This is a genomic window from Hydrococcus rivularis NIES-593 (assembly GCF_001904635.1).
Taxonomy (GTDB): Bacteria; Cyanobacteriota; Cyanobacteriia; order Cyanobacteriales; family Microcystaceae; genus Hydrococcus; species Hydrococcus rivularis.
This window is the reverse complement of record NZ_MRCB01000002.1, coordinates 1-24,342: the sequence shown is the minus strand read 5'-3', so window position 1 is coordinate 24,342 and position 24,342 is coordinate 1. Positions and strand designations below refer to the sequence as shown.

21 protein-coding genes are annotated in these 24,342 nt (G+C 44.6%); 16 read left to right on the top strand and 5 right to left on the bottom strand.

What is annotated here, in order from left to right:
• Positions 1-370: 370 nt before the first annotated feature.
• The 7 genes from NIES593_RS02435 to NIES593_RS02405 all read left to right on the top strand — a co-directional run bounded on the left by NIES593_RS02435 (position 371) and on the right by NIES593_RS02405 (position 12,277).
• Positions 371-1,096: a WecB/TagA/CpsF family glycosyltransferase gene (locus NIES593_RS02435; protein ID WP_073598079.1), complete on the top strand. Its 726-nt coding sequence runs from the start codon at positions 371-373 to the stop codon at positions 1,094-1,096.
• Between the two features lie 215 nt (positions 1,097-1,311).
• The gene (locus tag NIES593_RS02430) at positions 1,312-2,373 is read left to right on the top strand and encodes a 3-deoxy-7-phosphoheptulonate synthase (protein WP_073598078.1); all 1,062 of its coding nucleotides are present in this window, start codon (positions 1,312-1,314) and stop codon (positions 2,371-2,373) included.
• Positions 2,374-2,523: 150 nt separating this feature from the next.
• On the top strand, positions 2,524-3,858 hold the full coding sequence (locus NIES593_RS02425; RefSeq protein WP_073598077.1) for a GTPase family protein: 1,335 nt from the start codon (positions 2,524-2,526) through the stop codon (positions 3,856-3,858).
• 164 nt (positions 3,859-4,022) lie between these two features.
• Complete coding sequence (locus tag NIES593_RS02420; RefSeq protein ID WP_073598076.1) at positions 4,023-7,082, top strand: plasmid replication protein, CyRepA1 family; 3,060 nt, start codon at positions 4,023-4,025, stop codon at positions 7,080-7,082.
• A gap of 93 nt (positions 7,083-7,175) precedes the next feature.
• Positions 7,176-9,020 (top strand): threonine--tRNA ligase, encoded by a 1,845-nt coding sequence (gene thrS / locus NIES593_RS02415; RefSeq protein ID WP_073598075.1) that lies wholly within the window; start codon positions 7,176-7,178, stop codon positions 9,018-9,020.
• A 137-nt stretch (positions 9,021-9,157) separates the two neighbouring features.
• Positions 9,158-10,285 carry a class I SAM-dependent methyltransferase gene (locus NIES593_RS02410; protein WP_073598074.1) on the top strand — a complete coding sequence of 376 codons (1,128 nt, stop codon included), beginning with the start codon at positions 9,158-9,160 and terminating at the stop codon, positions 10,283-10,285.
• Positions 10,286-10,399: 114 nt separating this feature from the next.
• Positions 10,400-12,277, top strand: coding sequence for a serine/threonine-protein kinase (locus tag NIES593_RS02405; RefSeq protein WP_073598073.1), 1,878 nt, complete (start codon positions 10,400-10,402; stop codon positions 12,275-12,277).
• A 6-nt stretch (positions 12,278-12,283) separates the two neighbouring features.
• Here the strand turns inward: NIES593_RS02405 and NIES593_RS02400 are convergent, their stop codons facing one another.
• A complete protein-coding gene (locus tag NIES593_RS02400) occupies positions 12,284-13,795 on the bottom strand; it encodes a phytoene desaturase family protein (protein ID WP_281250699.1) in 1,512 nt (503 codons plus the stop codon).
• 330 nt (positions 13,796-14,125) lie between these two features.
• Positions 14,126-14,251 (bottom strand): hypothetical protein, encoded by a 126-nt coding sequence (locus tag NIES593_RS25070; protein WP_281250696.1) that lies wholly within the window; start codon positions 14,249-14,251, stop codon positions 14,126-14,128.
• A gap of 54 nt (positions 14,252-14,305) precedes the next feature.
• Between NIES593_RS25070 and NIES593_RS02395 the strand changes: the two genes are divergently transcribed.
• The 3 genes from NIES593_RS02395 (at position 14,306) to tadA (ending at position 17,222) form a co-directional block, all read left to right on the top strand.
• Positions 14,306-16,318: an amylo-alpha-1,6-glucosidase gene (locus NIES593_RS02395; protein WP_073598071.1), complete on the top strand. Its 2,013-nt coding sequence runs from the start codon at positions 14,306-14,308 to the stop codon at positions 16,316-16,318.
• A gap of 78 nt (positions 16,319-16,396) precedes the next feature.
• Positions 16,397-16,711, top strand: coding sequence for a glutaredoxin 3 (gene grxC / locus NIES593_RS02390; protein ID WP_073598070.1), 315 nt, complete (start codon positions 16,397-16,399; stop codon positions 16,709-16,711).
• A gap of 10 nt (positions 16,712-16,721) precedes the next feature.
• Positions 16,722-17,222: a tRNA adenosine(34) deaminase TadA gene (gene tadA / locus NIES593_RS02385; protein ID WP_073598334.1), complete on the top strand. Its 501-nt coding sequence runs from the start codon at positions 16,722-16,724 to the stop codon at positions 17,220-17,222.
• Positions 17,223-17,388: 166 nt separating this feature from the next.
• Here tadA and NIES593_RS02380 read toward each other — a convergent pair whose 3' ends face one another.
• Both NIES593_RS02380 and pdxA read right to left on the bottom strand, forming a co-directional pair.
• Complete coding sequence (locus tag NIES593_RS02380; RefSeq protein WP_015144377.1) at positions 17,389-17,700, bottom strand: RNA recognition motif domain-containing protein; 312 nt, start codon at positions 17,698-17,700, stop codon at positions 17,389-17,391.
• 315 nt (positions 17,701-18,015) lie between these two features.
• Positions 18,016-19,101, bottom strand: coding sequence for a 4-hydroxythreonine-4-phosphate dehydrogenase PdxA (gene pdxA / locus NIES593_RS02375; protein WP_073598069.1), 1,086 nt, complete (start codon positions 19,099-19,101; stop codon positions 18,016-18,018).
• A gap of 151 nt (positions 19,102-19,252) precedes the next feature.
• On the opposite strand from pdxA, the gene petM reads away from it, so the two are divergent.
• The 4 genes from petM to NIES593_RS02355 all read left to right on the top strand — a co-directional run bounded on the left by petM (position 19,253) and on the right by NIES593_RS02355 (position 22,799).
• Positions 19,253-19,366 (top strand): cytochrome b6-f complex subunit PetM, encoded by a 114-nt coding sequence (petM, locus tag NIES593_RS02370; RefSeq protein ID WP_015144379.1) that lies wholly within the window; start codon positions 19,253-19,255, stop codon positions 19,364-19,366.
• Between the two features lie 98 nt (positions 19,367-19,464).
• Entirely contained in the window at positions 19,465-19,857 is a 393-nt protein-coding gene (psb28, locus tag NIES593_RS02365; RefSeq protein ID WP_073598068.1) for a photosystem II reaction center protein Psb28, read from the top strand.
• Between the two features lie 200 nt (positions 19,858-20,057).
• A complete protein-coding gene (gene thyD / locus NIES593_RS02360; RefSeq protein ID WP_073598067.1) occupies positions 20,058-20,981 on the top strand; it encodes a thylakoid membrane protein ThyD in 924 nt (307 codons plus the stop codon).
• Between the two features lie 60 nt (positions 20,982-21,041).
• On the top strand, positions 21,042-22,799 hold the full coding sequence (locus NIES593_RS02355; RefSeq protein WP_073598066.1) for a DUF6798 domain-containing protein: 1,758 nt from the start codon (positions 21,042-21,044) through the stop codon (positions 22,797-22,799).
• Between the two features lie 9 nt (positions 22,800-22,808).
• Here the strand turns inward: NIES593_RS02355 and NIES593_RS02350 are convergent, their stop codons facing one another.
• The gene (locus NIES593_RS02350) at positions 22,809-23,177 is read right to left on the bottom strand and encodes an EamA family transporter (protein WP_073598065.1); all 369 of its coding nucleotides are present in this window, start codon (positions 23,175-23,177) and stop codon (positions 22,809-22,811) included.
• A 396-nt stretch (positions 23,178-23,573) separates the two neighbouring features.
• Between NIES593_RS02350 and NIES593_RS02345 the strand changes: the two genes are divergently transcribed.
• A complete protein-coding gene (locus tag NIES593_RS02345; RefSeq protein ID WP_073598064.1) occupies positions 23,574-24,056 on the top strand; it encodes a PepSY domain-containing protein in 483 nt (160 codons plus the stop codon).
• Positions 24,057-24,078: 22 nt separating this feature from the next.
• Positions 24,079-24,342 (top strand): hypothetical protein, encoded by a 264-nt coding sequence (locus NIES593_RS02340; RefSeq protein WP_073598063.1) that lies wholly within the window; start codon positions 24,079-24,081, stop codon positions 24,340-24,342.

Here is a 24,342-nt window from a genome sequence, read left to right as displayed (position 1 = left end):
GACCATCTGTGTCATTAATGAATGAAAAATGGTATAAGCTTCGTCGAGTCCTTTCGCCGATGAACCAGTACAGAAACTTTTTAAGCGTTATTTTTCTCATCGCCCCTCTCAAGCTTAGATTTTGTGTTGTTTTGTCAGTTTGTTAGAGTTTGAGAGGAGAATTTATTCAAGAATTTACAAAACTTTACACAAAAGGGCGATCCAGTAGAGATTGCCACTTTGCGATCGCAAAATTCGTCTTTATATCAATAAAACTAATTTTGTCTTCTCATTCCAAGAGGGTACTGCAAAATGTGGGTTTTCTAGTTCTCGCTTTGTAAAGTACAGTAAATTAATGTGAGGAGATTTTAGAGCGCGTAAAAATCTGGATATGTTAAAGACTCCTAAAACCTTTTCTGTCTTAAAGTTGCCCGTCCATCTCTTCAATGACTATACGAGTTGGCTCCTACAACGCTTACACCAGAAAGTAGGAACTCACGTAGTAACGCTAAACGCAGAAATGGCGATTCTTGCAGAAAAAAATCCCGACGTAGCCAGCATCATTCGAGAAGCCGATCTCGTCATTCCCGATGGGGCTGGAATCGTTCTCTATCTGCGCCTGCGAGGGCAGCGGCAGCAACGCTGTCCGGGAATCGAACTAGCAGAGTCGTTACTCCGACAAGTCGGACGATTGGGCAAATCCTATCCCATTGCCTTCTATGGCGGTAAACCCGAAATTGTGCAGAAAGCAGCCCAAACTTGGCGGCAGAAAGTGCCCGGAATCTCAATTATTAGCAATCACGGCTATCTCTCGCCAGCAGAAGAAGACAATTGGAAAGAAACGCTCAAGGTAACCCAACCAAAACTCATTTTGGTCGGATTGGGGGTTCCGCGTCAGGAATTTTGGATTCGCCAAAACCGCTCTCTTTGTCCCGAAGCCATTTGGATTGGCGTAGGCGGGAGTTTTGATATCTGGTCTGGAACCAAAGAAAGAGCGCCCGTTTTGTTGCGGGAAAATAATTTAGAGTGGCTCTATCGACTCTATCAAGAACCCTGGCGTTGGAAGCGCATGCTAGCTTTGCCTGAGTTTTTCTGGCGAGCTTTACTGGCTAGATAATTAGCCCCAGTTGCTGTCGGAATGTGGGAGGAGTAGGAGAAATTTGTAGCCTCGATCTAAAAAATAAGTTATGAGTACGTTTAGGTATTGCCTTTGCGTAGCGGGTACATCCCGTTCGCAAGTCAGGCTTACACGCGAGCAGGATGCTCGCATTCGCAATTTAATTAGGACTGCAATATCATATTAAGCTAGTATAAAAAAATTCGGCAGAATTAATGAAAAATCAATTATTTAACACTCATATTCAAAACTCTCATGTACTATTAACTCCCCATGAAGTAAAATCAAAATTGCCGTTAACGCCTTCGACAGAAAAAACTATTCTAAAATATAGAAAAGAAATAAAAAATATCTTAGATTTTAAAGATAGTAGAAAATTTATCGTAGTCGGACCGTGTTCCATCCACGATCCAAAAGCAGCGATTGAATATTCACAAAGACTGAAAATTCTGAGCGATCGCGTCAAAGATAAGCTGCTGCTCGTTATGAGAGTTTACTTTGAAAAACCGAGGACGACAGTAGGGTGGAAAGGATTAATTAACGATCCCGATATGGACGATTCTTTTCATATCGAAAAAGGTTTATTAATGGCACGCAGCCTGCTTTTAAAAATTGCTGAATTGGGATTGCCCGCCGCCACAGAAGCCCTCGATCCCATCGTCCCTCAGTACATGAGCGAACTGATTTCCTGGTCTGCCATCGGAGCGCGCACGACCGAATCGCAAACTCATCGCGAAATGGCAAGCGGACTTTCGATGCCTGTAGGGTTTAAAAACGGCACCGATGGCAATATTGAAGTGGCTTTAAATGCTATACAGTCTGCCAGAAGCCCCCATCATTTTCTGGGAATCAATCAAAAAGGGCAGGTAAGCGTTTTTAAAACGAAAGGAAATGCTTACGGTCACGTAATTTTAAGGGGCGGTAACGGCAAGCCCAACTACGACCCAGCCAACGTAAAACTGGTAGAAGAAAAATTAAAAGAGGCAAATTTGCCCCCGCGAATCGTTATCGATTGCAGCCATGGAAATTCTAATAAAGATCACAGATTACAAGCTTCTGTTTTTGAAAATGTCGTTCGACAAATAGCGTCGGGGAATACGTCAATCGTTGGCATGATGTTGGAATCCAACCTCTATGAAGGCAACCAATCGATTCCCAACCAACTAGAGCATCTAAAATATGGTGTTTCTGTGACGGATAAATGTATCGGTTGGGAAGAGACAGAGCAAATTATTCTGGCTGCCTACGAAAAATTGAGTAGTGGTATGACTAAATAATTGGTTGCAGTAAGATTTCAATAGTTATCCGGTTTGGACGCGCAGAGTCCTCCCTAATTACGAATTGCCGCAAAGCCGCTTGACCAGCTCCGCGAAAAATTCTGAATGCTAGACTAGAGTTGGTCTGACCCTATTTGCCGTTTGGAACGAATGATTGAGCAACGCGATGCTGACTCGCGATCGGCAAGCTCTGAGCAACCTAACGAAGTGCCGACTAACGATGAAATGTCCGGGTCGGGAAAAGATTCCTGGACAAACCACGCGACTGAAGTCTGGAACCAGGCAACAACGCAATTGATGCAATTCCTCCCCCTAGAGCAAGTCGCACAAACAGTCGTGAAGTGGTTTAGCGTTAGCGAAGATCGGGTTGCTGAGATTTTGGAGACGGTTCGATCGCAACTGCCGACCACGGAAGCCCTTCTAATCGGTAAGCCTCAAGCTGGAAAAAGTTCGATCGTGCGGGGACTGACAGGTGTTTGCGCCGAGATTGTCGGTCAAGGATTTCGTCCTCACACGCAACACACCGAGCGTTATATTTATCCATCGAGTGACCTGCCGTTGCTCATTTTTACCGATACGGTAGGATTGGGAGACGTGAACCAGGACACTCAGACAATTGTTCGAGAACTGATTGGCGATTTAAACCAAGAAAGTCGCGGGGCGAGAGTCCTAATTTTAACTGTAAAAATCAATGATTTCGCAACAGAGGCGCTGCGACAAATTGCTCGGCAGTTGCGTCAGAAATATCCAGATATTCCCTGTTTGCTGGCGGTAACTTGCTTGCATGAGGTTTATCCTTCCAGTACTGCCGATCATCCTCCTTATCCCCCCGACTTTGAGGAGGTCAACCGAGCGTTTGCCGCATTGCAGCAAGCTTTTGCCGGACTGTGCGATCGCGCCGTTCTCATCGACTTTACCTTAGAAGAAGATGGCTACAATCCAGTGTTTTATGGCTTAGAAGCGTTTAGAGATGCGCTGTCAGACTTACTTCCAGAGGCGGAAGCCCGTGCGATTCATCAGCTATTAGATGGAGATGTTGGCGAGCAAATTGGCAATCTCTATCGAGATGTGGGACGGCGTTATATTTTGGCATTTGCCGTTATCGCAGCAACGGTAGCGGCCGTACCCCTACCATTCGCTACCATGCCAGTATTAACTGCCCTACAAGTCTCAATGGTAGGTCTGTTGGGGAAATTGTACGGGCAGACGCTGACCCCATCCCAGGCAGGAGGCATAGTTAGCACGATCGCAGGGGGATTGCTAGCAAAAGCGATTGGACGGGAGTTGATTAAATTTATCCCAGGGTTGGGCAGCGCGATCGCGGCTTCCTGGGCTGCTGCCTACACCTGGGCGCTAGGAGAAGGCGCTTGCGTGTATTTCGGCGATCTTATGGGCGGGAAGAAACCCGATCCGAAGAAAATTCAATCTGCAATGCAAGAGGCGTTTGGGGCAGCTAAAGAACGGTTTAAGGAAATCAAGTCTTGACAAAAAGTCAGAAGGTAAAAGTCGCAATTCATCACTACTAACTGTAGATAATATTCCTCCTCGCACTTGAGATTTTTTTTCCACATATAGTGTTTTTGCTCTAAAATTATGAAACAAAGCGCTATAGGTAGTGTTTTGCCTTGGGTGTTTTAGGAGGAAAAGGGATGAACCATCTACTTGAGTGGCAAAAAAGCTGTGTTGACGAACAGCTAATTCGCCTCAACGTAACTGCATTAGACGGTTCTGCACCCTCAGAGTATCTACTTTACTCTGACGAGATCCCCAGACGCAACGATGGGCGAGTTAGCGATCGCGTTCTCAAACGCTACGAACACACGGAAGAAGGAGGATGGTGGTGTTCTGGGATCGATCTACTAACCGGAGACGACGATCTCTGGGGATGTTTTAAACCACAACGCCCTCGTCTGAGTAGCGATCGCAACAAACCCATTAAATACGAGCATCCGCCCTACGCGCCCACTGGTATCTTCGCTTTACGAGTTCCTTTGCATGTATGGCAGCGCATCGCCGCTCGCTGCGGGATGGAAATCCTACCACAAGAGATCGACAAAAAGCAACCCGATCTCGGTTTTTGGCAATGGCTGGCGAACCATCCTTCAATCCCATTGTGCATTACCGAAGGCGCGAAAAAAGCTGGCGCGTTACTCACGGCAGGTTATGCAGCGATTGGACTTCCAGGAATTAACAACGGCTATCGCACTCCCAGAGACGAACGAGGAAATCGCATCGGCAAATCCCATCTCACTCCTCAATTAGAAAAATTAGTCGCGTCGGGACGAGAAATTTACATTGCTTTCGACCAAGATAGGAAACCCAACACCATCAAAGCGGTCAACGCAGCGATCGGAAAAATGGGGTATCTGCTGACTAAAATAGGCTGTTGTGTCAAAATTATTACCTGGAAACCCGAACTCGGAAAAGGCATTGACGACTTCATTGCTAAAGCGGGTCAACCTGCCCTTGATGAAGCTTATCAAAGAGCAATTCCCCTAGATACCTGGAAAGCACAGGGATGGGCGCGTCTGACTTATACTCCCAACCTTCAGGTCAACGATCGCTATCTTCCCGATTTAGAGATTCCCGCAACGGCTAAGCTAGTCGGCATTAAATCCCCCAAAGGCACGGGAAAGACTCAGTTTCTAGAAAAGATCGTCGCACGAGCTAGGGAGCGCCAACAATGGGTGTTAGTTATCGGACATCGAATTCGACTGGTTGAAGAACTTTGTCAGCGCTTTGGACTGAAATACATTACTGAAGTGCGAGATCGTCCGCAAGAGCAAGTATTGGGATATGGGTTATGTATCGACTCTTTGCACCCCAATTCCCAGGCACAATTTAATGCTACTCATTGGTCGGATGGAATCGTAATTATCGATGAAGTCGAACAAGTACTTTGGCACGGCTTAAATTCTGATACTTGTAGAAGCAATCGCGTTGCCATACTCAAGTCACTCAAAACTTTGATGCAAAATGTTTTAGGCGGTGGCGGACAAGTATTTGTTGCCGATGCAGATTTAAGCGATATTTCCCTAGATTATTTAATTTCTCTGGCTGGAATTTCCCTAGAACCTTTTATCATTCAAAATGACTGGAAACCTACCGAAAAAGAAGCTTGGAAAGTCTATAACTATTCAGAAAGCGACCCAAAAAGACTGGTAAGAGATTTAGTCAAACATATCAAAGAAGGTGGCAAACCTTTTGTTTGTCTCTCGGCACAGAAATTAACCAGTCAATGGGGGACTCGTACCCTTGAATCCTATTTTAAAAAACAATTTCCAGGAACCAAAATTCTTCGCATCGATTCTGAATCTCTAGCAGAACCGAGTCATCCTGCTTATAACTGTATTACTAATCTCGATCGCGTCTTATCTGAGTACGATATCGTCCTAGCAAGTCCGTCCATTGAAACCGGTGTCAGTATCGATTTGAAAGGACACTTTACTTCCGTTTGGAGTATTGCTCAAGGCGTGCAACCGGCAACATCTATCTGTCAAGCATTGGCAAGAATTCGAGAGAATATTCCCCGCTATATTTGGGTTGCCTCCTATGGGTTCAATCAAATCGGAAATGGTTCTACGTCTATTCCTGCATTACTCACGTCCGGTCATCGTTTAACCGAACTGAATATTCGCTTGCTACAACAATCCGATTTCGAGGCACTCGACGATATCGATACGGGATTTCAAGCAGAATCGCTATTTTGTTGGGCAAAAATGGCAGTTCGCGTCAATGCTTTAATGATTAATTATCGAGATTCCGTGCTTGCCTTGCTAGGGGAAGAAGGACATCAAATAAAGGACGGAGGAAAAATTTCTTCTTCCCATTTTCCCGATCGATATTCACTGGCTGAAGCTTGGGAAAGAGTCAAAAGTCAAAATCAATTAACTGAAGCTATTAATGCAGTTAGAGAGCAAAACTATCAAGCAGAATGCGAAGCGATCGCGCTAGCTGACGACCTAACTGAAGAACAATATCATGAGCTAAAAAAACGATTGGTTAAAACGATTACAGAACGGAGATCTTTAAGAAAATATACTCTGAAAAAACGCTATTGCATACCTATTACTCCTCAAATCGTTGCTCTGGATGATGATAATTGGTATCGAAAAATTCGCCTCCATTATTTTTTAACTATCGGGCGTTTTTATCTAGCAGATAGAGATGCAATAGTTGCTAGAAAACTAATCGAAAAAGGTCAGGGAAGTTTATTTTCCCCTGATTTTAATGGCTCCCAATTAGGAGCTATTATTGGCACAATGGAAGTCTTAGGTATCCCAGGATTATTAGCCAATCCATCTAGAGAATTGCGCAATACAGATGACGATCTGCAAAAGATTGCTCAAATTGCTAAGAATAACCGCACAGAAATTAAAACAGTAATGGGCATGGGAATTGCTAAAAATGCTAGCCCAATAGTCATAATTAGGCGATTTCTCGAAGAAATTGGCTATGGATTGACTAATATCTGTTGTGAGGGAAATCGTCAAAAACGAGTGAGAGTCTATCAAATAGTTGCGTCTAAAGACGGTCGCGAAGAAGTGTTTAGACAATGGTTATTGAAAGACCAAAAATATCCTGGGAGTTCTGAATTTTGGTTAGATAATAACTTGGTGGCAGCCTACCATAATCATCGTTGTGAAGAATTGCGATCGCGTCAATGTATTCAATTGAGTTTGGATTTATCTACCCCAAGCGTAAATTGACCTTGTTCGAGATAGAATCACTTTGTCTTTGCAAGTATCATGGTAATAGTACGTGCAAGTCAATAAATGTAAAGGATAAAAAGAGTTACTGGTATGGTTAACGGTCCGAAGCCTATCGCCGAATCGGCTGCTTCAGAGGAACAGCAAAAACCCATTCGGCTTCCTCGCACCAGCGAATCGGAACATCTCAAAAAAATTCGGCACACCACTTCTCACATCATGGCAATGGCGGTGCAGAAGCTATTTCCCAAAGCACAGGTGACTATCGGACCTTGGACGGAAACAGGATTTTATTACGACTTCGATCTCGCAGAACCTTTTTCTGAAAAGGATCTCAAAGCGATCGAGAAGGAAATGATTAAAATCGTCAATCGTAACCTACCAGTCATTCGAGAAGAAGTGACTCGCGAGGAAGCGGAACGCCGCATCAAAGAAATTAACGAACCTTACAAGTTAGAAATTCTCGAAAGCATTCAAGAACCGATTACTATTTACCATCTCGGCGACCAATGGTGGGATCTTTGTGCGGGGCCCCATCTCGAAAGTACGGGACAAATTAACCCCAAAGCGATCGAACTCGAACATGTCGCTGGGGCTTATTGGCGCGGAGATGCTACCAAAGCGCAATTGCAGCGCATCTATGGAACGGCATGGGAAACCCCAGAACAACTCGAAGAATACAAACGACGCAAAGAAGAAGCCCTTAAGCGCGATCACCGCAAACTGGGTAAAGAATTAGGCTTATTTGTCTTTTCCGACCTCGTAGGACCGGGGTTGCCCTTGTGGACTCCCAAAGGCACCGTATTGAGGAGCCTTCTGGAAGATTTCCTCAAGCAAGAACAGATTAAACGCGGTTATTTGCCTGTAGTCACCCCCCATATTGGCAGAGTGGAATTATTCAAAACCTCCGGACACTGGCAGAAATACAAAGAAGACCTGTTTCCCATGATGGCAGAGAACGAGGAAGCCGCGGCGCACGAACAAGGTTTTGTACTCAAAGCGATGAACTGTCCTTTCCATATCCAGATTTACAAGAGCGAGTTGCGTTCCTATCGAGAATTGCCGATGCGCTTGGCAGAATTCGGTACTGTTTATCGCTACGAGCAATCGGGAGAATTGGGAGGACTGACGCGGGTACGCGGCTTTACTCAAGATGATGCCCACCTATTTGTCACTCCAGAGCAACTAGAGAGTGAATTCCTCAACGTAGTGGATTTGATCTTGTCAGTTATTAAAACGCTCAAACTCGACAAGAACTTTAAAGCGCGACTGAGTTTTCGCGATCCTGATAGCGATAAGTATATCGGTTCCGACGAAGCTTGGAATAAAGCAGAAAAGGCGATCCGTCACGCCGTCGAAACTCTGGGGATGGAGCACTTTGAAGGCATCGGGGAAGCGGCTTTTTATGGTCCCAAACTCGATTTTATCGTTCGCGATGCCCTAGAGCGCGAGTGGCAACTGGGAACGGTACAGGTGGATTACAACCTGCCAGAACGATTCGAGTTAGAGTACGTGGCTGAAGATGGAACTCGCAAGCGTCCTGTGATGATTCACCGCGCTCCCTTTGGTTCGCTAGAGCGTTTGATCGGTATTTTGATCGAACAATATGCGGGAGATTTTCCTTTGTGGCTTGCTCCCGAACAAGTGCGAATTTTACCCGTCAGCGACCTGCAATTGGATTATGCCAAACAAGTGGCAGCACAAATGCGATCGCAAGGCATTCGCGCCGAAGCCGATACCAGCGGCGAACGCTTGGCAAAAATGATTCGCAATGCCGAGAAGCAAAAAATTCCTGTTATGGCAGTGGTAGGGGCAAAAGAGGTAGAATCCAATACCTTGAATATTCGCACTCGCGCCTCTGGAGAATTAGGGGAACTAGCAGTCGCGACCGTTATTGACAAGTTAATGGCAGCCATTCGCGATCGCGCTAATTTCTAAATCGATTTAATGCTTATCTTGCCGTTTAAAACGGATTTTAGCATCTTAGACGGAGAACTTATTTTCTATCTACTAGCTAGTAGCAATTTTTTCCTAAAGACTAACGACTAACCGCTAACTAATAACCAATACCTTCAATGTCAGATTCGACTCCTGATTCTGTCAGTGCCACTTTCTATACCGAAGGTAAAGCTAAATTTCAAGTTGGCAATGCATTTTATCGTTCTGCTAGTCAAGTCGTGCGGGATTTAGGCGTTTTAGCGGCGGCAATCTATAAATCCGATCGGGGAATCCTGCGAGTGATAGATGCAATGACCGGATGCGGGGTGCGGACTTTGCGCTACTGGTTAGAAAGCGGTGCGGATTGGATTTGGGCAAATGACAGCAATCCAGAAATAAGACCGGTATTAGAGAATAATTTAAAAGATGCGATCGCGTCGGGTCAATGTCAAATAACCCACACCGATGCCAATCGCATCTTTTTCGATTGCTACAATCGACGAGATTATTACGATTTGGTCGATGTAGACTGTTTTGGTTCGGCTGCTCCCTATCTTCATACCGCTTTATGGGCAACCAAAATCGGCGGACTGCTTTATCTCACCAGTACCGACGGACGCACGGCGACGGGACACCAGCCAGAAAATAGCCTCAGCATCTATGGTGCATACACTCGCTGTCATCCTGCCTCTCAAGAACAAGTCCTCAGGCTACTCATCGGCAGCGCACAACAGGCAGCAGCCAGTATAAAACTGGGAATTGAGCCGATTTTTTCGCTTTTTACGGGTCAAACCTATCGAGTTATGCTGCGTTTGCTCGCTAAACCTTGTTTAACTCCTGAAAACTATGGCTTTCTTGGCTACTGCCACCAATGCGGCGATTATCAAGTGGTTTCTTGGCGAAAGTTAGGGAAAACCTGTTGTCAAAGAGATGGCTCCCTTTTAATCCTCAGCGGTCCCATGTGGTTAGGACAACTCCATCACCGAGAACAGTTGAGGCGAATGCAATCTCTTGCCCAACGGTTAGAATGGTCGAAACGCTTAGAATTGCTGGCAACGATGGAAGCAGAAACAGATTTTCCTCCTTATTTTTATACCCTCACAGAGATCGGACGAAGGGGAAAATTAGATCTTCCCAAGCGATCGCATCTGATTCAAGCACTGCAAGAGAGAGGGTATCGCGCAACTATAACTCATATTAACGCCCAAGCGATTAAAACCAATGCCGATCTCATGGCTTGCATTTCAATAGCACGAACGCTATAAATCAGTTATTAGAAGTCGGAACTCGGAAGTAAATCTTTTCCTTGTCTCAGAAGTCTCCTAGTTTCCCGTCTCCCATTCACCAATCCATCTGTAGCCATCATCGATCGATTGAATATGACAGCCTTATTAGAGATATCTCCTGGTACTTTTATAGGCGATCGCTACCGCATAGAAACCCTCCTGGGACGAGGTGGATTCGGTCGAACTTATCTCGTCTCCGACCGACGGTGTTTGGGCGCTTTGTGCGTCCTAAAAGAATTTTTTCCAATTACACAGCAAGAAAAGACGTTCCGAAAAGCTCTCGAACTCTTTAAAAGAGAAGCAAGAGTCTTACAAAAACTGGATCATCCCCAGATTCCTCAATTTCTCAACTGGTTTGAAGATCGAGAACGATTCTGCATCATTCAGGAATATATTGATGGAAAAACCTACTGGGAACTTCTCAACCAACGCTTAGAGCGAGGTCAAGTTTTTGGTGAAGCTGAAGTCCTTCGATTACTCAAAGATCTGCTGCCGGTGCTGGATTATCTTCATGGCTGCCATGTCATTCATCGGGATGTTGCACCGGATAATATCATGTTTTCCAGACAGCGTGGCAAGCCAATCCTCATCGATCTCGGCATTGTCAAAGAAGCGGTCACTCATGGGTACTACAGCCAGATTAGCCACAATGCCCCGTTAGGCGCAGTTTCTTTAGTAGGAAAACGGGGTTACTCGCCTCCAGAACAGATTCGGATGGGGCAGTGCTATCCCAGTAGCGATCTTTATTCGCTAGCTGTCACGGCTCTAGTTTTATTGACCGGAAGAGCGCCAACCGAGCTATTTGACAGTCATACAATGGAATGGCAGTGGCAGAATTATGTAGAAATTAGCGACGGTTTAAGGCAAATTTTCAGCCGTATGCTGGCAGAAAAGCCTAAAGAGCGCTATCAATCAGCAAAAGAAGTTCTCGCCGCTTTGTCCGCCTCCGCACCTGAGAGCAAATCCACGCCCATTATTATGTCGTCGTTTGTTCGACCGAGTGCGCTTTTCGTTTCTGGAGCAGCACCAAAACAAGACCTCAGTCCGCCGCCTCAAGATAAAATCTTTCGCGAAGATAAGACCCCCAGTAAAAGTGGCAAACTCATCAAAGCAGGTGGAGTAGTGGCTGCTAGTATGCTTCTGGGCAGCATAGCGATCGGTTTTGGCTCTCCTTTCATCCCAGGTTTATGTAAGAAGTTAGATAATTGTTCGGCAGATGCACGATATCAGACGGTTTATCAAGAACAAGTCGAACGAGGACAAGAGGCAATTTCTCAAGCCAGTCGAGCGCAAAGCGTGGAAGAATTGCAAAATGCACGCGATCGCTTCAAGCAAACCCTGACCCAATTAAAAACTATTCCCAACGATGCCGAAGTCTCTTTACAAGCTCGACAGACTTTAAAAGACTATCAAACTCGCTTCGAGCAAATCAATGTCAGAGTCGTAAGGGGACGGAAAGCCCAACAAAAACTTCAGCAAGCAGAAACGCTCATAACTGAAGCTACAAAAACTACAGAAGCTGCTAAAACGCTTGCCCAGTACCGACAAGCAAAAGCTCAATGGGATAGAGTACGAGAGCATCTAAAGGCTATTCCTTTCGATCCTGTCGTTGCTGGCAAGGTAAAGACGCAATTATCCCATGCTAATGTCAAGATAGCAGAAATTCAAACCAAAATCGAGCAACAAGTTCGGGAAGCACAACAACAAGCACAGCCTAAAGCCAGGAAAAATTCGTCTCGCTCGTCAACCTTACCTCGAAAAACAACACAGAATAGCCTCAATCGACAGGTTTCCTCCTACGGCAGGGCCAAACCATCCAGAACCTTGAAATCTAACCGACCTTCTTCGCGACGGGTGCAATCGTCTGTGCGCCGTGCATCCTCAAGAAGATCTTTATGGGGAGGAAGTCCGAAGCGATCGCCATCGTCTTCATCGCGATCGCCATCATCGTCCAAAAAAAACCTTTGGTAAACGAACTTATTTTAAGGTATTTGCACATAAAATCCCCGATGCAGCGACGGCAGGAACGCCAATTCCTGGCATAGTGCTGTCCCCGACGCGATATAAACCAGAAATCGGCGTATGGCAGCCAGGAAACATGCCTTTTCCTGCTGCGATCGCAGCACCATAAGTTCCTTGAAAACGACGAAGAAAATGAGAATGCGTTAAGGGAGTTCCAATCAATTCTAAAGTAATTCGTTGACGAATATCTGGAATTACTTTTTCTAAAGCACAATATAAAAATTGTGCTTTTTCTCGTTTTTTATCTTCATATTTTTCATCTTTTTGCCACCCTTCATAAGCTTCTAAGGTATAAGCATGAACGACATGATATCCCTCTGGAGCAAGATTGCAATCCCATACTGAAGGAATGGAAATCATACAAGTATTTCCTGGTTTTGCAATATCTTGTTTGCTGTCATGAACGACGACATGATGTCCCGTCAATTCTTCCAAACCATCAGCTTTAATTCCTAAATGAAGGTGCATAAAACTCTCGATCGCTGGAGTTTTTAGAGCTTCTTCTCGATACGTTCTGGGTAAATCTTCTGGCTTTAATAGTTTTCCATAAGTATCCCAAATCGTCGCATTAGAAATCACGATTGGCGCTTTAATAATTTCTCCTTTACGTAATTTAACTCCAATAACTTTGCCAGATTTTACTAAAATTTGTTCGACATGAGTTCCTACCCATAACTCTCCTCCCCACCGCTGAAAACCTCTGATTAGGGCATCAACAATTGCTCCGCTGCCGCCAACCGGATATTCAACGCCAACGCGAGTCCTTTCGCCTAACATAAAAGCCACTTCGGGCGCGATCGTACCATGCGCTTTTAATCCCGATAGCAGAAAACATTCCAAGTCAATTAATCTGCGTACCCAAGGATCGCTAACTTCTCGATCCATAACGTCTCCCACAGAAGAATTAATGATATTTATTTGAGGTAATAACTTTAATAAAGCAGGAAAACAACGCGAGATTAAAATAGGAATTAATTGCCAATCGGCTCGCAAAGCAATCGTGGGAATATCTTTTAGACAATCGTAAAGAGATAATAGACGTTGCTCAAATCTTTCTAATTCTTGTGCGCCTTGAGGGGTAACTTGAGCGACCTCTTGGCGATATTTTTGCAGATTGCTATAAACTGGAAAAGTTCCTTCAGGAAAATGATAATGTCCGAGGGGATCGTAGGGAATGACTTCTAAAGATTCTCCTAATACGTCTAAGACTTGTTTGAGAGGATTGAGACTCGGAAATTTATTGCCCAAACCACAATAAAAAGAAGGTCCTGAATCGAAATGAAAACCACGACGAGAAAAACTATGCGCGGCACCGCCAGCAATGGTATGACTTTCACAAATTAATACTTTTTTGCCATATCTTGCTAACAATGCGCCAGCTGTTAATCCGCCAATTCCACTCCCGATAACAATGACATCTAAACTCATGATTTTGTCAAGCGATCGCTTGCTTAATGTTGGTGTTATCTGCCGAATTGACTCCCGTAAGCATTGTCAATATTAAATTTGTGCGTTAGCGCGAGCATCTGGTTGGCACGCGAGACACTCTTCATATTGGCACTATTTTAAAGTAGACGCGCTACTACAGCTATTTATCATAGAAAAATGACGGCTATAAATTCTATAACCGCCAATCCAGATTCACAAAAACCTTAAATAGTTATTGGTTTTCTAACCTAATTACTGTATTACTGTTTAGCAAAAACTGCAATTGATTATTGACAGAATTGATATAACCTTTGTTATTAAGGGCTTCTGGTGAAAGTCTGCCTTGTTCTATAATTACGTGGAATTGATTTAAACGCTCAAAGCGATCGCGATTAGTCTGCCATCGAACAACAAATCCTGGCAGTGCGATCGCGACAAATAGCGAATATTCCGACTGCGATCGCTACTGTTCCTAATACTCCAGAACAATCGCATAGGTAAGCGCTTGCCAGTCGGATCGAACGCTCAAAGAAGCATTCAAAAAAAGCTATGAGGATTGATTTTGGACGAGAAATCTGTAGCGATCTAAACGCCCTACAGACGCGAGAATGGTTAGTGACCAATGGAATTGGCGGTTATGCGTCGGGAACTCTCGCCAATTGGCTTACCAGAGGCTATCATGGCATACTCGTCGCTGCCTTAAAACCTCCCTTGGAACGCACTTTATTAGTGTCGAAAATTGACGACACGGCTTACTATAATGGCTTGATTTATCCCCTGTTTACGAATAATTGGATTAACGAAACAGTCGATCCGCAGGGGTATCGCTATCTTGACAGCTTCTCTTTAGAAGGAACTATTCCGCTATGGCGCTATCGGATAGAAGATGTGTTATTAGAAAAACGAATTTGGATGCAACCCGGCTCGAATACAACTTATATTTACTATAGGGTGTATGAAGCCGCGCAACCCCTCAGCCTTTCGCTCAAAGTCTTGGTGAATTATCGCGACTATCACAGCAGAACTAGGGCGGGAAACTGGCGCATGCACTTGGAATCGATCGCGCGGGGGGTACGAGTAAATGCATTTCCCAATGCCGTTCCTTACTATATACTTGCCGATCGCGTTACTGTTTCCCCAGTCAATGAATGGTACTACGGATTTGAATTAGAGAGAGAACGCGATCGCGGATTAGACCACTTCGACGATAACCTCTATGCAGTTAAAATAGCCACCTATGACACTGCCCTCGAACCGGGCCAATCTTTAACCGTTGTCGCCACTACAGAAAGTAACCCAGATTTGGATGGAATCGCTCAATTAGAAGTTCGTCGCGCCTACGAGCAAAGATTGTTAGAAACTTGGCAAGTGAGTCACCCGACGGCAGCTAAACATGCACCTGAGTGGGTGAAGCAACTGGTACTGGATGCAGATCGATTTATCGTCAATCGCCCCTTACCCGATAATCCCGATGGGAAGACGATTATTGCAGGTTATCATTGGTTTACCGACTGGGGAAGGGATACCATGATTAGCTTACCAGGACTTACCCTCTCCACAGGGCGATCGGAAATTGCCCGTTCCATAATTCGCACCTTCGCCCAATATATCAGTCAGGGAATGCTACCCAATCACTTTCCAGACGATAACAAACCCCTGAGCGATGGGGATTACAATACGGTTGATGCTACTCTTTGGTATTTTGAAGCTATTCGCAGCTACTATGAAGCGAAGGGAGATGAAGGATTACTACAAGAAATCTTTCCCAAATTAGCAGAAATTATCGATTGGCATCGTCGAGGAACGCGATACAACATTCACTTAGATGCTCATGACGGACTTCTCTATGCAGGCACGCCGGGAGTACAACTGACTTGGATGGATGCGAAAGTGGAAGATTGGGTAGTTACCCCTCGCATTGGCAAACCCGTAGAAATTAACGCGCTTTGGTACAATGCCTTGAGAACCCTGTCTAAATTTGCCCAGCAACTAGGACAGCCTTACCAGGAATACGACAACATGGCGCAGGCAACGCTGATTGGCTTCCAACGGTTTTGGAATGAGGATTTAGGCTATTGTTTCGACGTTCTCGATACGCCAGAAGGCAACGATGCCTCCCTGCGTCCCAATCAAATTTTCGCCGTATCGCTGCCAGAAAGTCCGTTAACCCCCATTCAACAGCGAAAAATAGTCGAAATCTGCGATCGCCTTTTGCTAACGCCCTACGGCTTGCGCAGCCTTACACCTGACAACCCTCAGTATCAAGGTTACTATAAGGGCGATCGCATACAACGAGACGGTGCTTACCATCAGGGAACGGTTTGGGGATGGTTGTTGGGTGCTTATGTTATGGCTCATCTGCGCGTTTTTAACGATCCCCTAGCAGCACGTAGAATTTTAGAACCGATGGCAAATCATATTCTAGAGGCAGGCGTAGGCAGTATTAGCGAAATTTTTGACGGCAATGCACCCTTTGCGCCTAAAGGTTGTATAGCTCAAGCGTGGTCGGTTGCAGAAGTATTAAGGGCTTGGCTGGCAACGGAATCGGTTATTCGTGAGTAGGGGGACGGGCTGCGCCGACAATATTTAAAATGAGAGTAGTTTCTCTAATCATGAAACTAAAATCATACAGCGAGAAAAATGCTCGATCTTCTCAATTCCCTTTTAGGTCGCCATCCAGAACGGGTTAAAGCTAACGTCGAGATTTACACCTGGCAAACCTGTCCTTACTGCATTCGTGCCAAGTTACTCCTGTGGTGGAAAGGCGTTAATTTCATTGAATATAAAATCGACGGCGACGAAGCAGCCAGAAACGCGATGGCGCAACGCGCTAACGGAAGGCGAACCGTTCCCCAGATTTTTATCAACGATCGCCATATTGGTGGGTGCGACGATCTCTATAGTCTCGATGGGCAAGGTCAATTAGATTCTCTCTTAGCCCAACCTGTCAGTTAAATCCTTGACAATTGAGCCATTTCTAACGCAAATCGATCCAATTGCTTATCTAACTCATAGGCATTGGATGAGTCGTGCCATAGAATTAGCCCAGGAAGCGGGAAAGGCGGGAGATGTTCCCGTCGGCGCCGTCATTGTCGATCGCGCTGGCAATCTCGTTGCCGAAGCCTCCAATCGCAAAGAAAGAGACAAAGATCCCACCGCCCATGCAGAAATTCTCGTCCTTCGCTCTGCTAGTCAAGCCTTACAAACCTGGCATCTCAATGATTGTACTCTCTACGTCACCCTAGAACCCTGTCCCATGTGTGCGGGGGCGATTATTCAAGCGCGGATTGGTTTGCTAGTTTATGGAGCAGACGATCCAAAAACGGGTTGCATTCGTACCGTTGCCAATCTTCCCGATAGCCCTGCCTCCAATCATCGATTGCCCGTCCTGGCGGGAATCATGGAATCAGCTTGTCGAGAGCAGCTGCAATCTTGGTTTGCCCAGAAAAGGGGCAAGAAAAGTTAGGGTCGATCGCTTTGCTTGCTTTTCATTCCTGCTCGAACGCGGGTTTGATACCACTTGAAAATTGCTGTAAATTGTCTCAACGTTAAAAGGGTGAAGATAACAAATATCTCCACCCCTATGTTTATTAAACAGTCAGCGATGTCTACAGAAGGTTCAGCTTTTCAGCTTAAAATCGCTTTGAGTAATTACTATTTCTCCGACCGCCACCGCCAAATGAGCCTCTGGTATCGCGGTTTTCGCGAGGTTTGGCTTGATTGACTTTGAGTTCGCGACCGTACCACTCAGCTCCGTCGAGAGCTTCAATAGCTGCTGCTTCTTGGGCTGTGGTTTCCATTTCTACGAAAGCAAAGCCGCGCATCCGACCCGTTTCGCGATCGGTGGGGAGATGAACTCGTTTGACAGAACCGTATTCTGCAAATACAGAATTCAGTTCGGCTTCTGTAACTTCATAGGACAAGTTACCTACATAAATCGACATGGATTGTCTCCTAGACTTAAATAGCGTGTAAGTATTGAGATTTCGGAGAGAATCCTGCCGAGACTAAACCGGAAAACCCTGTTAACACAAACAACAAACTCTTCTACCGAATGCTAATTCTCAATCAATAATCATATTCTATCACAATTTTTTTCTGGAATAAATTTAATGGGTTATTGCTGAAATGCCCGGTACGGTCAACTTAGCAATCTTATCGAGCTGGAACAAAAATTGATGATCTCTTTTCTGGTTAATGATTTTTTAATCCAAAAGCAAATTAATTATTTAGTCAACCATTATCTCTCCTTAGAAAAATTACGCGATCGCGTTTCGAGAAAATTTAATTTTTGTCAACTGCGCCGCCAACTTAATCGCCTCTTTCATGCTACTTGCGTTAGCGATTCCCTTTCCGGCAATATCAAACGCCGTGCCGTGGTCGGGAGAAGTGCGAATGAAAGGCAATCCAATCGTGGTATTAATCGCCCTGTCGAATGCCATTAATTTGACTGGAATCAAACCTTGATCGTGATACAGAGCAAGATAGGCATCGGCGGCATCTACATTAGGATCGTTGCCGTACCAAGCTTGACCGGGTTTAACCCACATCGTATCGGGAGGAATAGGTCCAATTAACTCGACTTGAGGGCGATTTTCTCGTTCTTTTTCCAGCCAAGGAATTAACCAGTCTCGTTCTTCGGTTCCCAGTTGTCCTTGTTCGCCGCTATGAGGATTTAACCCGGCAATAACAATTTGGGGCGCATCGATGCCAAAATCTTTTTTGAGAGAATCGATTAATAAATCGAGTTTTAAAGACATTAGTTCGGGAGTTAGGGCAGTTGAAACTTGATTTAAGGGAATGTGGGTGGTTGCGAGCAGGGTTCGCAATATCCAACTTGTATGAGGCGATCGCGCGACGAATAACATCCCAAATTTCTCCACCCCGGCTTTTTGCGCTAAAACTTCCGTCTGTCCGGGGTAATGATGTCCTGCCGCTTTCCAGCAAGATTTGGCAATCGGGGCAGTGACGATCCCTTGAAATTCTCCTTTTCTAGTACGGGCGATCGCTTCTTCGAGGTAGGCGAAACTCATTGCTCCGCTAGCTGCATTACCTGTTCCCACAGTAATTTGCGTTGCGATCGCGCGATCGATCGGTATATCTAGAATGGGGAATTCGTCAGGATTGGCTAAAGTTTTTTCTTTTGATGTAAAGATTTGTTGCAATTTCTGATAAGTTTGTTGCAGGAGCGATCGGCTGCCAACGACGGTAATCCGGCAAGTTTCCCGAATTGATGAATCGGCTAAGGCTTTCAAGACAACTTCTGGTCCAATCCCTGCTGGATCGCCTATCGTAATGGCTAAATGGGGAAGTAGGTGTATATTTCTATTCGCTTTGGCGGACATCTTTTAAGAATCGGTTAATTTCTAGTTAGTCGGAAGAAGAGCGATGCCTTACAATACCTATAATGACTTAAAGTCGGCTTAAAGTCCGTTTAGCTTCAAGATAACTATCTTCTTAGAAGCAACTTTAGCTAAATAAAAAGGAGAGATAAACATGAGTGCTGAAAGTATGCTTTTTAACGGAGCAATACTATTAATTGTTCTAACGCTAGTCGGGGTAGCCTGGGGCTTTCTTCTCCTGAAAATCCAAGGCGGCGAGCCAGAATAACCCTAGCCAAGATGAAGCTTGAAGAACATTCGTTCGCAAGCTTCAAGCGCAAAATTTTTAATAGCAATTTTTTTGAGAAAATTCCTTTATAAATATCAATGTCTTCTTCTAATCCGTCTATAGAATTTTTCGTCGGTCTTTCTGAAGAGTTAGAAAACGTTAGTTTGCGTCAAAACAAAGATACGGGCGTGCGAAGCGTTTTGATGACTTTTAAGACACTAAAAGCACTAGAGAAATTCCAAAGTTTTACCCAAAAAACCTATGGAGATTTACGGTTAATTGACTCGGAAGGAGAAATCAGTATCGAGCCTGCTTCGCTGAAAATTATCTATGGCGGCGATGATGGTGACGATTTGATCCGAGTAGAATGCAAGCTGGAAATTTATCGAGAAGATCATTGGGAAAGACTTATGCGCTTCCTACACCGCTATGCCGAAGCCAACGGAATGGGATATCAAGAGAAAGGCACAGGACAGGGGACAGAGGATTAGGTGACAAGGAGACAGGAAGACAGGGAAAAGTCGGAACTCAGAACTCGGAATTAGAAACCAATCACTACTAACCACTAACTACTAACTGTCATCAATTAACTGTCATCAATCCAAAATCCGCCGTTCTCTTTGAAGCGTTTCCGGGAGCGTGCGGCGGCTTCGCCAAAATCGAAAATCCTTTCATCCAATGACTAATAACTATGAAAATAGTAATTACAGGAGCAACCGGATTTGTCGGCACTCGCTTAGTTGAAAAACTGAACGCAGAAGGTCATCAAATCCTAGTCTTTACTCGCAATCCAGAACGTGCTCGACGAGTTTTTCCCGCGTCAGCTTTCCCTAATCTAGAAATTGCCGCTTATACTCCCATACAATCGGGAGATTGGCAACAAAAAGTAGCTGGCTGCGATGCCGTCGTCAATCTAGCAGGAGAACCGATTTCAGAACGTTGGTCTCCAGAACACAAAAAAGCAATTCTCGAAAGCCGTCAACTGGGAACTCGAAAAATTGTCGAGGCAATCGCTCAAGCCGAGCCAAAACCAAAGGTACTGGTAAATGCTTCCGCCATTGGCTATTATGGCACGAGCGAAACCGCAACCTTTGATGAACATAGCCCGCCGGGAAATGATTTTCTTGCTCAAGTCTGTCAAGCGTGGGAGGCAGAAGCTAGCAAGGTTAAAGAAGCAGGTGTTCGCTTGGTTATTTTGCGGTTTGGGATCGTATTGGGCAATGGGGGAGCTTTAGCCAGAATGATTCCTCCCTTTAAACTGTTTGCGGGAGGTCCAATAGGAAGCGGTCGTCAGTGGTTTTCTTGGATTCATCGAGACGATCTGGTTAATTTAATTTCAGAAGCTCTCAAACGCCCGGAAATAGAAGGGACATTTAATGCAACCGCCCCCAATCCCGTTCGCATGAGTCAGTTGAGTCAGACTTTAGGAGAAGTGATTCATCGTCCTTCTTGGTTGCCCGTGCCCGATTTTGCCCTAGAACTTTTACTCGGAGAAGGGTCAAAAGTCGTTTTAGAAGGTCAACAAGTTTTGCCCAAAGCAACTGAGGCAATTGGTTTTCAGTACCGATATCCAACCCTAAAATCCGCTTTAGTAGATATTATTTCCCAGATGTAGAGTAGCGATCGCGACTTAAATCAACCAAAATAAAGCTAGAAAATCTTTAAATGTTTAAAGATGAGTAATCTACAGAATTGGGCAAAAAGCGATCGCTTCTTGAAATTTAAATATGAATTTCCATTCGCTTTCGATGTATCTATTTATGGATTAATCTTCTCGCTCGTCTCGATTCTAGTTACGGGTTACAGCGTTTATACCGAAAACCAAGCCCTTCAAATTCCGCTAGTTCATTATATTAACGATCCCTCTCTCTATCCAAACGATCCTTTTGGACAAACTTTACCTTATTACGCTTCGGCGGTTTGGTATCTCGTCGCGTTAGGCAATCGAATTTTTCCTCTAGAACCCTTACTTTTGAGTCTTTTTGTCTTAGAGAGATTGCTGGTAATCTTTGCAGCAGGCTACGCAGCTAAAACCTTTGCTCCTCAGTCCAAAATAGCAGTTGTTGGGGCGATGGCATTGATGGCGTTAGGGTTAGAAGGACCGACTTTAGGTGGCAATGCGCTAGTCATTAATTACTTCGAGCAAACGGGTTTGTCGATTCCTTTTTTCTTATTAGCTTTTGCCGCTTTTTATCAACAAAATCCCTGGCTGGTCGCTTTATGGACGGCACTTGGCTTTAATTGCAATAGTATGTATGGAGCCTATGCCCTATCTTATCTAGGAGCTGCCTTTTTATTGGATTTTAATTATCTGCGGAACTGGAAAAAATGGCTATTGGGCTTTTTGCTCTTTCTTTTATTAGCATCTCCGGGAATTCTTCTTACCCTCTCTGCCTTCGGTCGAGAAGCGGCAGATAAAGATTTGTGGTATTTAGTTAGTAAGGTTCGTTTTCCCCACCATCTTTTTCCATTGACCTGGAATAAGATTGAATTTGGGAAGTATGGCGCGATCGCAGCTTTAGTACTTGCCTTCCTTTATCAAAAACGCGATCGCTTGAGACAATTATCGAAACTCTGTAATATTTGGGCAGGCGTTAGCTTTTTGTGGCTGATTTATGCTTTTATCGCTGCCTACGTCACTAAATCGCCTTCGATGCTCGTCATGCATCCTGGGAGGGCGATAACGTTGTGGTACGGAATCGCTGCCATTGCCTTGGTTAGCGCTTTTGCCGTCAAACTGGAAACCACAAAAGGAACGACGCGACGAGCCTTTTGGATAATTATGCTGAGCGCAAGCTTTCTCATTTGGTATCCAATTGTCGGACCGTTTATCTTAGCTGTAGCACTAATCGCGATCGCAATTCATCCCGTTTGGTACTATATTCTCGGTCGAGGAAGTTCTAGCCGCATCGCCCTACTGCTATCCCTTTGGGTTGTCTTTGTCGGCATAACGAGCTTACAGGAGAGATGGGGCAAGGGTCAAAGTTTAGCATCAGCAATTATCTACCGCCCTTCCGCAACTATTGAGGAAATTGCTAATTGGGCGCAAAAGAATACCTCTACTGATTCTGTATTCCTAGTGGAGTTTGGATTGGGTTGGCAGCAATTCCGAGGGCAGTCAAAACGTCCCGTTTATATGAATTGGAAAGACGGTTCGGCAATACTTTGGGATAGAACCTTTGTTACGCCTTGGGTAGAACGCCTTAAAGCAGTGGGTTTTGATATTACCGAAAAGGGGCTAAATTTAAACAAGTCGATGAAAAAGCTCGATGACTTATACAAAAACCTCCGCGATGAAGATGTCGCAAAACTCAAATCTCGCTATAAGCTAGATTATTGGGTCATCTCCAATGAAAAAGCTTCTCAATTCCCCACTGCGTTTGAAAATCAAGCCTTTAAGGTATTGAATTTAAACAAACGACAAACGGGGTAGGGAAATCGCCTAGCGTTGCCAAACGACCAGAATAACGCCGCAGGTAATAAATCCCAACCCGACGATCCGACTAATCGGAATGGCTTCTTTGTAAATAAAGTAGCCGAGTACGACTGAGAAAACGTAAATTAGGGCGACCGAGGGGCCGGCAACGCTGAGATTAACGCGAGTTAGCAAGAGAATATATGCGATCGCGCCCAATCCGTAGCAGAATAAACCAACGATTAACTCTGGCGTAAATACAATGCTGAGAATATGACTAACGGCATTGCCAGCATTCACTTTTCCTAACTTTAACGCTCCTGCTTTTAAGAAAAATTGTCCGGCGACGCTAGTCAGAATAGAAACCAGTAATAGAGCAAATTCTTTTAGGGTCACTATGCCAAGTCCTCATAGGAGTGCCTCGGATTACTAATTTACAGCAACTTTTGAATTAACAGTAAAAATTTTAGCGATCGCGATTCGTCTAACTCAGATCTTGCCTCTGTCAAGCTAAGTTGGCTCGATTAGTCGTCTATAGCACTACGCATTATGGTTACGCAATCCTTGGGATTTATGGTTAAAAAGAGAAAAACAAATAGGAGATTCCGCAGCGATCGCAAATAAACAAGGAAGACATGAAGTGTTAACCTTTTTTTCAATACAATTATTCTCGCACTGAGTATCAATATTATGGCTGGGCTAATTTGAATGTTTTTTTCAAAATCTTGTAAAGTTCTTGACCTTTGCTTTCTAAATTGGAAACGCAAACCCAGATAGAAGATCTTAATAGTGATGAAAACTCTAGTAAAAATAGCTTTGACGGCGACTTTAGTAAGTACTTTAGGTACTTTAGGATTGAGTGGACTGGCGATCGCCTCAGAATCTCAAGATACTAATAACGTTCAAACTTCACAAGCTAGAGAGGAAGGTGAGCAGAACGAACAGGAAGAATCCCAAGAAGACGATGCAGAAGAAAAGCAGGAAGCTGCTCGACTCCAATCTTTAGCTAAAATTACTGCCCAGCAAGCTAAACAGGCGGCAGAAACTGCTCAAGGCGGTACGGCTAGTAAAGTCGAACTAGAAGATGAAGATGGCAATCTAGTTTATCAGGTAGTCATCGATCAAACAGAAGTTATGGTCGATGCAGGCAATGGCAAAGTCCTTTATACCGAGCAAGCAAATCAAGAAAACGAGGAAGATGAAACCAATCGTCCCCGCAGTAGCATTCAGGTTCCCGATACCGATCGCAAAACTAATGACGATCCTGGAAGGTAACGCTTTCTAAACTCGATGGGAATTGCTAAAGACCATCTTTTTAGCAATTTGCCTCACTGCTACGCGATTGCCCAAAGGTAAGCACCAAGGGCGATCGCAACAGTCTTTATTAAATTTTCTGGCGTTAGGCGATACAGGAACGGGAGAAAAAGAACAATATGCAGTAGCTAATGCGATGAACTGCTACCAACAAGTCAATCCTGTTTCATTGGTTCTTTTAACTGGAGACAATAGACTCGTCCGAAAATTGGCAACACGCTCTAAGCCTGGTTTTGAACGGAGTTAA

Excerpts from the sequence above, each read along its gene's own strand:
- thrS (WP_073598075.1), top strand. The coding sequence starts at position 7,176 with ATGGTTAACGGTCCGAAGCCTATCGCCGAATCGGCTGCTTCAGAGGAA.
- NIES593_RS02380 (WP_015144377.1), bottom strand. The coding sequence starts at position 17,700 with ATGTCGATTTATGTAGGTAACTTGTCCTATGAAGTTACAGAAGCCGAA.
- NIES593_RS02425 (WP_073598077.1), top strand. The coding sequence starts at position 2,524 with ATGATTGAGCAACGCGATGCTGACTCGCGATCGGCAAGCTCTGAGCAA.
- NIES593_RS02410 (WP_073598074.1), top strand. The coding sequence starts at position 9,158 with ATGTCAGATTCGACTCCTGATTCTGTCAGTGCCACTTTCTATACCGAA.
- NIES593_RS02430 (WP_073598078.1), top strand. The coding sequence starts at position 1,312 with ATGAAAAATCAATTATTTAACACTCATATTCAAAACTCTCATGTACTA.
- NIES593_RS25070 (WP_281250696.1), bottom strand. The coding sequence starts at position 14,251 with ATGCGATTGTTCTGGAGTATTAGGAACAGTAGCGATCGCAGTCGGAAT.
- thyD (WP_073598067.1), top strand. The coding sequence starts at position 20,058 with ATGAAAATAGTAATTACAGGAGCAACCGGATTTGTCGGCACTCGCTTA.
- pdxA (WP_073598069.1), bottom strand. The coding sequence starts at position 19,101 with ATGTCCGCCAAAGCGAATAGAAATATACACCTACTTCCCCATTTAGCC.
- NIES593_RS02345 (WP_073598064.1), top strand. The coding sequence starts at position 23,574 with ATGAAAACTCTAGTAAAAATAGCTTTGACGGCGACTTTAGTAAGTACT.
- NIES593_RS02435 (WP_073598079.1), top strand. The coding sequence starts at position 371 with ATGTTAAAGACTCCTAAAACCTTTTCTGTCTTAAAGTTGCCCGTCCAT.
- NIES593_RS02420 (WP_073598076.1), top strand. The coding sequence starts at position 4,023 with ATGAACCATCTACTTGAGTGGCAAAAAAGCTGTGTTGACGAACAGCTA.
- NIES593_RS02395 (WP_073598071.1), top strand. The coding sequence starts at position 14,306 with ATGAGGATTGATTTTGGACGAGAAATCTGTAGCGATCTAAACGCCCTA.
- NIES593_RS02405 (WP_073598073.1), top strand. The coding sequence starts at position 10,400 with ATGACAGCCTTATTAGAGATATCTCCTGGTACTTTTATAGGCGATCGC.
- grxC (WP_073598070.1), top strand. The coding sequence starts at position 16,397 with ATGCTCGATCTTCTCAATTCCCTTTTAGGTCGCCATCCAGAACGGGTT.
- NIES593_RS02355 (WP_073598066.1), top strand. The coding sequence starts at position 21,042 with ATGAGTAATCTACAGAATTGGGCAAAAAGCGATCGCTTCTTGAAATTT.
- petM (WP_015144379.1), top strand. The coding sequence starts at position 19,253 with ATGAGTGCTGAAAGTATGCTTTTTAACGGAGCAATACTATTAATTGTT.
- psb28 (WP_073598068.1), top strand. The coding sequence starts at position 19,465 with ATGTCTTCTTCTAATCCGTCTATAGAATTTTTCGTCGGTCTTTCTGAA.